The sequence below is a fragment of the Snodgrassella alvi wkB2 genome (assembly GCF_000600005.1).
Classification (GTDB): domain Bacteria; phylum Pseudomonadota; class Gammaproteobacteria; order Burkholderiales; family Neisseriaceae; genus Snodgrassella; species Snodgrassella alvi.
Genome location: NZ_CP007446.1, coordinates 2,151,065 through 2,163,194 on the forward strand (window position 1 = coordinate 2,151,065; position 12,130 = coordinate 2,163,194).

Consider the following 12,130-nt stretch of genomic DNA (forward strand, 5'->3'; position numbering starts at 1 on the left):
ATATATTTATTAGTTAATTATCCGCCTGTACTCATAGTTTTCATTTATGGCATTTGCTTAATAATTAACTGTTTATTCGATTTATCCTCTATTTTCAAAATAAGACTGTTTATTTTGATATCTGGATTCTGACAAAAGCGCATCGTCTTAAACCTTGCCTCAGCGCATGAGTTATAATCAGAATCTTATTTTTTGTTTTTTTCCAATTCGTAACCATGTTAAACACCCAATATTCTCCGAGTGAAATCGAAACCCGTTTATATCAGCAATGGGAACAACGCGGCTATTTTGCACCGTCACTGGATTTAAGCAAACCTTCTTTCGCTATTCAGCTGCCACCGCCTAATGTAACCGGCACCCTGCATATGGGGCATGCATTTAACCAGACCATTATGGATGGCCTTACCCGTTATCACCGCATGAAAGGTGAAAATGTGTGCTGGATTCCCGGCTCTGACCATGCCGGTATTGCTACGCAGATTGTGGTGGAACGCCAGCTGGCGGTAGAAAATATTACCCGCCATGATTTAGGCCGGGAAGCATTTATTGCCAAAATCTGGGACTGGAAAAAATTCTCCGGCGGCACCATTACCGAACAGATGCGCCGTGTCGGCTGCTCTGTAGACTGGAGCCGTGAATATTTCACAATGGACGATGTGCGTGCCGAAGTGGTTACCGAAGTATTTGTACGCCTGTTTGAGCAGGGTCTGATTTATCGCGGTAAACGGCTGGTAAACTGGGATCCGGTACTGGGTACAGCTGTATCAGATCTGGAAGTGGAAAATATCGAAGAAAACGGCCATATGTGGCATATCCGTTATCCGCTGGCCGATAATCCGGACAACGCTCTGATTGTTGCCACTACCCGTCCGGAAACTTTGCTGGGTGACGTAGCCGTAGCCGTACATCCCGATGATGAACGTTATGCCGGTTTCATCGGAAAACAGCTGGTGCTGCCGTTATCCGGCCGCACTATTCCGGTAATTGCTGATGAGTATGTAGATAAAGATTTTGGTACCGGCTGCGTTAAAATCACACCGGCTCACGATTTTAATGACTATGAAGTGGGTAAACGTCATCAGACTGCACTGATTAATGTACTCAGTCTGGATGCCAGAATACTACAACAGGCAGAAGTATTTGATTTTCAGGGTCAGGCTCAGGCTGGTATTACATTACCGGCACAATATGCCGGACTGGATCGTTTTGCTGCACGCAAACAGATGGTCGCAGACCTTGAAGCTCAGGGTTTACTGGTAAAAGTGGAAGAACACAAACTGATGACACCTAAAGGTGACCGTACCGGCAGTGTAATCGAACCAATGCTGACCAGTCAGTGGTTTGTGGCTATGACCCGCAGTGCTGATAATAATGTTGCCAACCCTGAACCGGAATCAGAGTTTAAAGGTAAAACTCTGACTGAAAAATGTATTCATGCAGTGGAAAGCGGACAAGTACGCTTTATTCCGGAAAACTGGGTTAATACTTATAACCAGTGGATGAACAATATTCAGGACTGGTGTATCTCCCGCCAGTTGTGGTGGGGTCACCAGATTCCGGCATGGTACGACCAGAACGGCCGCGTTTATGTAGCGCGTAATGAAGCCGAAGCACAGGCACAGGCGGGTGAAGATGCGGTTCTGACCCGTGATGAAGATGTACTGGACACTTGGTTTTCTTCAGCTCTGGTGCCGTTTTCTACTCTTGGCTGGCCGGAAAAAACACCGGAATTGCAGGCATTTCTGCCCTCTCAGGTATTGGTAACCGGTTATGAAATTATTTTCTTCTGGGTAGCACGCATGATTATGATGACTACCCACTTCACCGGTAAAGTACCTTTTCATGATGTATATATTCATGGCATGGTGCGTGACCATGAAGGTAAGAAGATGTCCAAATCTGAAGGCAATGTCATTGACCCGGTGGATTTGATTGACGGTATCGATCTGGAAAACCTGCTGGTTAAACGTACTACCGGTTTGCGCCGCCCGGAAAAAGCGCCGCAGGTAATTAAAGCGACACAAAAACTGTTTCCTGACGGCATTCCGGTATTCGGTGCTGATGCTCTGCGTTTCACTATGGCCAGCTATGCCAGCCTGGGCCGCAGTATCAATTTCGATTTCAAACGTGCCGAAGGCTATCGTAATTTCTGCAATAAATTGTGGAATGCCAGCCGTTTTGTGCTGATGAATATTGAAAATCACGATTGCGGGCAGGATGAAAGTCTGCCGCTAAGTTACAGCTTTGTTGATAAATGGCTGCTGACCCGTTTGCAGCAAACCATTTCAGCAGTGAGTGAAGCACTGGACACCTACCGCTTTGATATGGCTGCTCAGACCTTATATGAATTCATCTGGAATGAATACTGTGACTGGTATGTAGAACTGGCCAAAACTCAGTTGCAGCGTGGTGATGAAGCACAGCAGCGTGCAACACGGCGCACACTATTACGCGTTCTGGAAGTAGTGTTGCGTCTGTTGCATCCGATTATGCCGTTTATCACTGAAGAACTGTGGCAGACCATTGCACCACTGGCTAACGCAAAACATACTGACAGCATCATGCTGGCCGCATGGCCACAGGCTGACAGCAGTCTGAATAATGCTGATGCGGTAAATCAGATGCATTATTTGCAGGAGCTGGTTAATTCAGTTCGCAATTTGCGTGGTGAAATGGGGCTGGCGATGAGTGTAAAAGTGCCTTTACTGGTTGAAAGCAATACCGATCTGGGTGAAATTCTTCCATATCTGCCACTGATGGCACGTCTGAGTGAAGCCAAACAGGTAACCCATTTGCCAGAAAGTGATGATGCACCGGTAGCAGTATGTCAAGGGGCGCGCCTGATGCTGAAAGTCGAAGTGGATAAAGCTGCTGAAACGGCACGACTGCAAAAAGAAGCAGAAAAACTACAGAAAAATATCGATAAAATTGAAGCAAAGCTGGCCAAACCAGGCTATACCGACAAGGCACCTGCACATCTGGTAGAAAAAGACCGTACTGAACTGGCTCAACTACAGGACAGAATGTCTAAAATTGCTTTACAGTTACAAAAATACAATTAATTATAAATTATTTCTTCTAAACCACCAAACCACAGATACAGGTAGCAGCCGGATAAATCCGGCTATTACTTTCATGTATTAAGGTTGGTGGTTTCTTTTTTTGACTTCAAGAATATTGCAATAATCAGCAAAAAAATAAATTTTTATTCTAAAACAAACCACTAATTAAATACAATGTACTTGTTTTGTAATTTATTTACACATAATTATTCAAATTTATAATAATATTATGTAAAATTCGTAAAAAATAACTTTCTCGCTTTATATTGAAAAGTTATATGAACCAGATATACTGAAAGATTGGAGCAAACAGGTGATTAATACATCTAAATACTCGTCCCTCAACATTGTCTTGATTCAGGCTCGTGAAGCATTATTATCTCATTTTCGTCCGATGCTGAATGATATCGGTATCACTGATCAGCAATGGCGTATTACCCGTTTACTGGCAGAAAATGGTATCATGGATTTTCAGGATTTAGCTAAACAGGCATGCATTCTTCGCCCAAGCCTGACTGGTATCCTGACAAGACTGGAAAAACTGGATTATGTAGTCCGTCTTAAACCGTCCAATGATCAGCGACGGGTTTTTCTCAAGCTGACACCGACCGGAGAAAAATTGTATGAAGATTTGTGTCGTTCAGTAGATGCACGGTACAAAGTACTGGAACAGCGTTATACTCAGGAAAAATTACATCAACTAGGCAATATGCTGAAAGAATTTACCAATATTGCTGTTGATAAAGAAGAACCAGAAACTTAATAAAATGAATCAACCACCGTCAGCCGTAGCTTTACAATATCGTGAAGCGATGTCAAAAGTTGCCGCAGCAGTACATGTTATTACTACCGAAGGTTCAGCCGGCCGTTATGGCATCACCCTTACCGCAGTCACATCGGTAACAGATACACCTCCTACCTTATTATTATGCATTAACCGCAACGCCCGTATACAACCGGTTCTCCGCGCCAACGGGCGTTTATGTGTTAACGTTCTGGCTTCATCTCAGCAGGATGTAGCGGAACATTTTGCCGGAATAACATCTGTTCCGGTAACCGAGCGTTTTCTGCAAAACGACTGGCAAAATCATCACCACTCCGCCCAGCCTCAGTTAGTAGGAGCACTGGCGCATTTGCACGGGCATATTGTCGACAGCCATGATATGGGCAGCCACAGCGTATTTTATGTAGCAGTTGAGCATATAAATATTAATTCACAGGAAAATCAGGGATTACTGTATTTTCAGCGCCGGTTTACTCAGACTGCCATACCATTTTGTGAAGCAGACTGTGTCTGAATCAATTTTCTTGCCACACCGGCAGATAAACTAAAAAGCAGTATACAAACAATAATGGACTGTCCTTTCTCGAACAGTCCATTATTACATGTGAAAATACTTATTTTACAATCTGTACCAGCTCGCCGGCTGCGTAACGATTTGCCATTTTTTCCAAAGAAATTGGCTTAATCTGGCTCGCATGACCGGCAGCACCAAAGGCTACATAACGATCAATACAAACTTGCTTCATGGCTTTAATGGTTTCAGTAAAGTATTTACGCGGATCAAATTCTGCCGGATGCGTAGCGAGAAAACGGCGGATCGCACCTGTGCTGGCCAGACGCAAATCTGTATCAATATTAACTTTGCGTACACCGTATTTAATACCTTCGACAATTTCTTCTACCGGCACTCCATAAGTTTCTGGAATATTGCCGCCAAATTCGTTAATCACCTGTAACCATTCCTGCGGTACTGAGCTGGAACCATGCATAACCAGATGGGTATTAGGTAAACGTTCATGAATTTCACGGATGCGGTCGATACGCAGTACTTCCCCTGTCGGCTTACGGGTAAATTTATAGGCGCCATGGCTGGTACCAATAGCAATGGCCAGAGCATCAACCCCCGTATCCTGTACAAAACGCGCTGCCTCATCTACACTGGTAAGCATCTGTTCATGGCTGAGTTTACCTGCCGCACCTACACCATCTTCCTCACCGGCATCTCCGGTTTCCAGATTACCCAGACAGCCGATTTCACCCTCTACTGATACACCACAGGCATGTGCCATATAGACAGTTTTGCGAGTGACATCTACATTGTATTCATAAGTGGAAGGTGTTTTGGCATCACTCAGCAGCGAACCATCCATCATTACTGATGAAAAACCCAGCTGAATTGAACGCTGACATACTTCCGGTGACGCACCATGATCCTGATGCATCACAACCGGAATATGCGGAAATTCTTCAATGGCAGCCAGAATAAGGTGCCGCAAAAACGGGGCACCGGCATATTTGCGTGCACCAGCACTGGCCTGCACAATCACCGGAGCGTTAACTTCATCGGCCGCTTCCATAATCGCACGCATTTGTTCAAGATTATTGACATTAAACGCCGGCAGACCATAACTGTTTTCCGCAGCATGGTCGAGCAGTTGGCGCATAGAAACTAAAGCCATGAGGTTCTCCGTGTGTACTTGCAATAATTGGTAAAAAAATCGGCGCAATTATACCACTATGCACCGTTTTTGTAGGCATGAGCATGCATTCTTTCACTAATTCAGTTTACTGCCAAACAGACACCGTATTATTGAAAGAAAACAATTTTCTGATGCTGTACCGTTAATGGCAGCCAGTCTCCTGCCTGCACAGCATAATGCAGCGGCAGCCACCAGCGTAATATTCCGTATTGCGGATGCAGCAACTGTACATCATATGATCGGGCTGTTAAACATACTTCTGTTACCTGTACCTGTGTTCCGTTTTCAGGATCATATTGCAGAGCGTTTTGCGGAATGTAACAAATATCGCTGACATTATCACAACCCAGTAAACGCGCAGCCCATGCATCAGCCGGTCGTGCCAGCAATTGTGCAGCGGTACCCTGCTGTATCCAGCGGCCATGCCTGAGCAGACAAATACGATCAGCCAGCGCAAAAGCCTCCAGCGGGCTGTGAGTAACAAGTACAGCCGGACATTTTTGCTGACGCAATAAACGCACAGTTAATTGCTGCAAACTGGCGCGCAATGTTGTATCCAGCGCTGAAAATGGTTCGTCCAGCAACAATGCCTGTGGTTGCAGAACAAGTGCTCTGGCCAGTGCCACCCGTTGCTGCTCTCCGCCGGATAATACATCTACCTGCCGGGCAGCTGCTTCAGACAGCCCCACCTCGGCAAGCATTTGCATGGCCTGATGTTGTGCTTGCGGTTTGCTTACTCTATGCATACGCAGTCCGAAAGCCACGTTTTGCCACACATTCAGATGCGGCAATAAAGCATAATCCTGAAACATCAGCCCGATACGGCGCTGTTCCGGCAATAAAAAAGTTATATTTTCTTCGTTAATAAAAATATTGCCGCTATCAGGTTGTACCAGACCGGCAGCCATATTCAGCAAAGTTGATTTACCGCTGCCGCTTTCTCCCAGTACCGCTACCAGCTGACCGTCGGCCACCTCCAGACTTAAATCCGCGGCAACAACTTTATCGGAAAATTTTTTATTAATTTGTTGCCAGCTCAGCATAGATGCGTTTCCTTTTTGTCCTTACTCCATTCCACTAACGCAAAAATCAGTATAGTCAGCATCATCAGCAGTAAGGTCAGCACCATCGCACGGTCATAATTATCCCGTCCGGCGGTACTCAGATAATGATAGATCAGTGTAGTCAGCGTCTGCCATTCCGGCCGCGACAGAAACAGCGTAGCCGCAAACTCACCGATACAGGTAGCCGCAGCCAGCACCAACCCGCGCTGCAAAGCCGGTCGTAACAGAGGCACAATAACATACAGCAATACTTGCATGCGGCCGGCACCGAGTGTACGCGCAGCCTGTGTATAACTGTCAGGCAAACTGTCCCATGCGGCCAGTACATCCTTGGTAATAAACGGATAAGCCAGCAGCGCATACGTACATATCAGCATACTGAATGATGCTGTCCAGCCGGGATAACACAACAACAGCCCGAATGACACACACACCGGTGATACCATAAATGGTAAAAATGTCAGACTGCGCACCCACATCAGCCGCTTTGCCAGCGCTGCATGCAAAAAACCCAGCAGTAATGCCAGCATGATTGCCATTAAAGTAAAGCCTAAAGTATTCAGTACTGCCTGCCACGTTGTACTTTCCAGTAATACCAGCCATGAACTGCCAGCCAGCAAAGCACGCCAGCACACAGCCAGCAGCGGCAGCGCACAACACCCCAGCAACAGCAGCAAAGCCAGTGCCAGTCCGGCTTTCTGCCCGGTTGTCGGTAATTGCGGCGGCAACATCTGTATCACTGCCTTCTGAGCAGAATATCTACTCAGAACCGCATATATAATACCGGACAGAAAAGTTGTGGCCAGTACCCACAACACCAACACACCTGCCTGTGCCATATCCAGCTCATAAGCTATCAGCTGATAAATCTGCACTTCCAGCGTAATGTAATGCTCACCGCCAAGCAATAAAGCCAGACCAAATCCGGAAAAACAATACAAAAACACCAGACACATACCACCGGCCAGCCATGGCAGCATCTGCGGAATTTCAATCCTGACAAAGCGCTGCCACGTTCCGGCACCCAGTGTCTGTGCCGCATACATACGTGTTGCCGGTACCTGACACAAACCCTGATAGCCGGCACGTACCATTACCGGCAGATTAAAAAATACATTACCGTATAACAATAGCCATGGCGTACCTTCCCAGCCGCGCCACAATAAACCCTGTGCCCCGAACAATGCCAGAATACCCACACCGGCTACTAAAGTAGGGATTACAAACGGCAGCATTAACAAACGCAGCACCCAGTTTCGGCCGCTAAACTGCAAACGGGTAACCGTCCATGCTACCGGTACACCCAGCAACAACGTCAGCACGCTGCTGATAGCAGCCTGTGAAGCTGTCCAACCCAGTAAACGACGCATATATTCGTCCTGCCACACCATACGGAAACTGTCTGCATCCGTTTGTTGCAGCATTGCCTGCAATGGTAACAGCACCACAGCCAGCAAAAAAAACAGCGGCAGTAATGAAAACAGCACCGGCAGCAATTTTTGCCCGAAACTGACAACTTTCATCCCAATACCGTTTACATCTTTATTTACCAGACGATTACCTCTGATTCAGTATTTGTATAACTAAACAGGGCATATCCATGCCCTGTTTTTATTTCTTACTCCGGCCGCAATAAACAGCCGCATGGCGACAGTACAGGTTATTTGTTCAGCGCTGCACTACCTTTACCCATTGTTTAACCCAGCTTTGCTGCTTAGCTGCCATATCAGCCATACTTGGTTGTGTTACCGTAGTCGGAATTTTTACATGAGCATATACCGGTGGCAAAGACACGTCTTTTACAGCCGGATAAACCCACATGGATGTCGGAATGGCATTCTGTACCTGATTACTTTGCAGATATTGCACCAGTTTAGCGGCCAGTGCAGGCTGACTGGCATGATTCAGCACCGCAGCGCCTTCTATATGACGGAACACTGCCCCTTTAAAGCGTAAATCGGCAGTTGGCGGTGTTTTGTATTTACCCTTACCATAATAAACTTCTGCTATCGGACTGGAAGCATAGCTTACCACCATCGGTCGGCTGCCTCCGTTCAAGGTAAACTCAGTGTAATAGGCCTCACTCCAGCCTTTAGTCACTTTTACACCATTCTGGCGCATTTTAGCCCACCATTGCCAGGTGCCCTGCTCTCCTAAGCCGCCAATATTCGCCAGCAGAAAACCCAGCCCCACACTGGAAGTGGCCGGGCTGGGCACAACGAGTAAATCGCGATAAGCCGGGCTGGCCAGTTCTTCCAGCGAGCGCGGCACAGCTTTGCCATGTTTCTGAAACCATGCCTTATCATAATTAATCGTAATATAGCCGTAATCCACTGCCAGAGCCTGCGGCAGAGAAACATTAACCGGACGGCCAGACGGCTGTGCCTGAGCAAACAGTTTAAACTGCTGAGCCTTGGCAATATTACTGTTATCCAGACCATATACTGCATCAGCAATTGGTTTGGCACGAGTTAAAATCAGCTTGTTGAGCATTTCATTTCCGCTACCGACTTTAATCACAGTCAGTTTCACATTATTATCATGCTCAAACTGAGCCAGAACATTTTTAGGTAAAGCAAATGAATCATGTACAGCCAGACGTACCTCTGTCTGTGCCTGTACAATCATACTGAGTAACAGACACAGCACTCCGATTAACCACTTACCTGCTTTCATTCCGGTCTCCTGCCATTAAAATCATTAGGTATTCTTCATATACAATCATACCCGTTTTAGACGTTTATAGTAAAAATCTGACTCCATCTTACAAATCATGACAACTCATTACTGGCTATTTGACCTCGACAATACCCTGCATCAGGCTGATGCAGGCATATTCGGTATTATCAATCAGCACATGACAGCCTATATAGCCACCACCCTGAATATCGACGATATTGCCGCTTCCCGGCTGCGTCAGCAGTACTGGCAGGATTATGGCGCTACACTGGCCGGACTGCAAAAACACCATCCGGAAATCAATCTTCAGGAATTTCTGCTGGCGTGTCACCCTCTGGAGCAAATTTTGCCTCTGTTGCAGCCTGTGCCGCAAATACAGCATACCCTGACCCATTTGCCCGGCTATAAAGTCGTTTTTTCCAATGGTCCCAGCCATTATGTACAGGCACTGATCAGTACCATGCAAATTGAATCACATTTCCATGCCCTGTTTGGTACTGATAATGTACAAATGCTTTACAAACCTCATCCGCATGCTTACCACAGTCTGTGCCGGCAGCTGCATATCCGCCCTGAGCAATGCATTATGGTAGACGATAGCCTGTCCAATCTGAAAACAGCACATACACTGGGCATGCGAACAGTATGGTTCGGAACACACAGCCATCCGGCTGCCGGAATCGATGCTGCTGTACCGGATATGCACAGTCTGCTACAGATTGCCCCGTCTCTGTTATAAAGCAACTATACGCAGGCACACAAATTCTCTACAATATCCCTGTACAAACGACTAACCTCAAAGGACAACACCATGCGTGCCGGAATCTGTTTAATTTGCGGTCTACTGGCCATCAGTGGCTGCACATGGGAAACCTATCAGGATGCCAGCGGACAGACAAAACTGCGCCAGAAATATGAACCGGGTACACGTGTGGTTTATCAGGATGGCACCTACTCACACAATATGCGATATAACAGCATGCGCCCCGAACCACACGTGATGAAACCCACTGTAGGGGATGCAGACGAAAAATTACCGGCACACACACACTGGTCAGATTCAAACAGTAGTGCCGAATAATTCAGATACATCAGTACAGGGCTGCCGGAATCATGCCAGATTACCGACAGCCCGTTTTCACATCTTAATATATACAAATTTATGGCTAATTCACCCTTAAATATCGTCATCCTTGCAGCCGGCAAAGGTACCCGGATGTATTCACGCCTGCCCAAAGTTTTGCATGAAATCGGCGGTATCAGCATGCTGGAACGTGTTATTAACACCGCACAGAGTCTGCATCCGGACAATATCACCGTCGTTATTGGTCACGGTAAAGAGCTGGTACGGGAACGAATTCAGGCAGACGTGTGCTGGGTGGAACAAGATCAGCAACTGGGTACCGGCCATGCAGTCAAAATGGCTCTGCCATATTTATCCGACAGCGGACGCACTCTGATTCTGTATGGCGATGTACCCCTTATCGATCAGCAAACACTGGAAGAATTACTCAGCACCGCCGGTAAAGACGTAGGATTACTGACAGATGTTCTCGACAATCCGGCCGGCTATGGCCGCATCATCCGTCAACATGGCAATGTTGTCGCCATTGTCGAAGAAAAAGATGCCAGTGCAGAGGAAAAAGCCATTTGCGAAACCAATACCGGTATCTTTGTACTGCCCAATTGTCAGCTGACCCAATGGCTCAATGCGTTGCAAAATAACAATAGTCAGCAAGAATACTACCTGACTGATGTCATTGCACTGGCCCGGCAGGACAATATTCCCGTTCATCCGCTGCAAGTGCGTGCATCATGGCTGGCAGCCGGCGTTAATAACAAACTGCAACTGGCACAGCTGGAGCGCATCCTGCAACAGCAGCAGGCTACGGCACTGCTTCAGGCTGGCGTAACCCTGCGTGACCCTGCCCGTTTCGACTTACGCGGACAGCTAACCCACGGGCAAGACGTAATAATCGACATTAATGTCATTCTGGAAGGGAGTGTAGATCTTGGTGACAACGTTTCCATTGGTGCCAATTGTGTGATTAAAAACGCCACCATCGGCTCCGGTACCATCATTCACCCCAATTCCCATCTGGAAAACTGCAATATTGGCAGCGATGCCCGGATTGGTCCGTTTGCACGCCTGCGACCGCAGGCACAGATTGGTGACGCAGTGCATATCGGTAATTTTGTCGAAGTTAAAAACAGCACTATTGGCTACGGCAGCAAAGCCAATCATCTTACCTATCTGGGCGATGCCACTATTGGCGAAAACAGCAACATTGGTGCCGGTACCATCACCTGTAATTATGACGGAGTTAACAAATACCGTACTACCATTGGCAATCATGTCCGCATCGGTTCCGGCAATATGCTTATTGCGCCCATCACCATAGGTGACCGTGCCACCACCGGTGCCGGCAGTACTCTGAGCAGAAACTGCCCGCCAGACAAACTGACACTGTCACGCAGTCGCCAGACAACTTTGTCAGAATGGCAGCGACCAGAAAAAAACAACGAAAAATAATCTCTTTATCAGCCCGCCAGTGTTATTCTGCCTGCCGGGCTGATTATCTGTATTCACCATTCTTTCTCGCCTTTACATCTGTTTCACCAAACCCGGTATACTTTAATCAAAAGCATTACATATCTGCGTTTAAAAAATACACAAAATAATTATAATTCGCAAAATAATCACTTTACTCACTATATTCTTCACAAAATCACTAAATAAAGCATTTTCTCTTAGCCATTCATACAAGCAAATTAACAGGCAAAAGTAATATCATGCACAATAAAAATGATTCCCAATAATAACAAAGACACCTTACCTAC

The 12,130-nt window shown here is 46.5% G+C and carries 10 protein-coding genes; 6 read left to right on the forward strand and 4 right to left on the reverse strand.

Annotated features, from left to right (window positions below; translation table 11 throughout):
• Positions 1-215 precede the first annotated feature (215 nt).
• The 3 genes from SALWKB2_RS09855 (at position 216) to hpaC (ending at position 4,360) form a co-directional block, all read left to right on the forward strand.
• On the forward strand, positions 216-3,062 hold the full coding sequence (locus SALWKB2_RS09855; RefSeq protein ID WP_025331510.1) for a valine--tRNA ligase: 2,847 nt from the start codon (positions 216-218) through the stop codon (positions 3,060-3,062).
• 313 nt (positions 3,063-3,375) lie between these two features.
• The gene (gene hpaR, locus SALWKB2_RS09860) at positions 3,376-3,825 is read left to right on the forward strand and encodes a homoprotocatechuate degradation operon regulator HpaR (RefSeq protein ID WP_025331511.1); all 450 of its coding nucleotides are present in this window, start codon (positions 3,376-3,378) and stop codon (positions 3,823-3,825) included.
• A gap of 4 nt (positions 3,826-3,829) precedes the next feature.
• Positions 3,830-4,360: a 4-hydroxyphenylacetate 3-monooxygenase, reductase component gene (hpaC, locus tag SALWKB2_RS09865; protein ID WP_025331512.1), complete on the forward strand. Its 531-nt coding sequence runs from the start codon at positions 3,830-3,832 to the stop codon at positions 4,358-4,360.
• Positions 4,361-4,460: 100 nt separating this feature from the next.
• On the opposite strand, the gene fba is transcribed toward hpaC, so the two are convergent.
• The 4 genes from fba to SALWKB2_RS09885 all read right to left on the reverse strand — a co-directional run bounded on the left by fba (position 4,461) and on the right by SALWKB2_RS09885 (position 9,286).
• Positions 4,461-5,525: a class II fructose-bisphosphate aldolase gene (gene fba, locus SALWKB2_RS09870; RefSeq protein WP_025331513.1), complete on the reverse strand. Its 1,065-nt coding sequence runs from the start codon at positions 5,523-5,525 to the stop codon at positions 4,461-4,463.
• Between the two features lie 128 nt (positions 5,526-5,653).
• Positions 5,654-6,589, reverse strand: coding sequence for an ABC transporter ATP-binding protein (locus SALWKB2_RS09875; RefSeq protein ID WP_025331514.1), 936 nt, complete (start codon positions 6,587-6,589; stop codon positions 5,654-5,656).
• Entirely contained in the window at positions 6,583-8,133 is a 1,551-nt protein-coding gene (locus tag SALWKB2_RS09880; RefSeq protein ID WP_025331515.1) for an ABC transporter permease, read from the reverse strand. Before SALWKB2_RS09880 ends, SALWKB2_RS09875 begins: the two co-directional genes overlap by 7 nt.
• Positions 8,134-8,278: 145 nt before the next feature.
• Complete coding sequence (locus SALWKB2_RS09885) at positions 8,279-9,286, reverse strand: thiamine ABC transporter substrate-binding protein (RefSeq protein WP_025331516.1); 1,008 nt, start codon at positions 9,284-9,286, stop codon at positions 8,279-8,281.
• 97 nt (positions 9,287-9,383) lie between these two features.
• On the opposite strand from SALWKB2_RS09885, the gene SALWKB2_RS09890 reads away from it, so the two are divergent.
• From SALWKB2_RS09890 to glmU, 3 genes are all read left to right on the forward strand, one after another.
• A complete protein-coding gene (locus SALWKB2_RS09890) occupies positions 9,384-10,028 on the forward strand; it encodes a pyrimidine 5'-nucleotidase (protein ID WP_025331517.1) in 645 nt (214 codons plus the stop codon).
• 72 nt (positions 10,029-10,100) lie between these two features.
• Positions 10,101-10,370 (forward strand): hypothetical protein, encoded by a 270-nt coding sequence (locus SALWKB2_RS09895; protein ID WP_025331518.1) that lies wholly within the window; start codon positions 10,101-10,103, stop codon positions 10,368-10,370.
• 81 nt (positions 10,371-10,451) lie between these two features.
• Positions 10,452-11,822: a bifunctional UDP-N-acetylglucosamine diphosphorylase/glucosamine-1-phosphate N-acetyltransferase GlmU gene (gene glmU, locus SALWKB2_RS09900; RefSeq protein WP_025331519.1), complete on the forward strand. Its 1,371-nt coding sequence runs from the start codon at positions 10,452-10,454 to the stop codon at positions 11,820-11,822.
• The last annotated feature ends 308 nt before the right edge of the window (positions 11,823-12,130 follow it).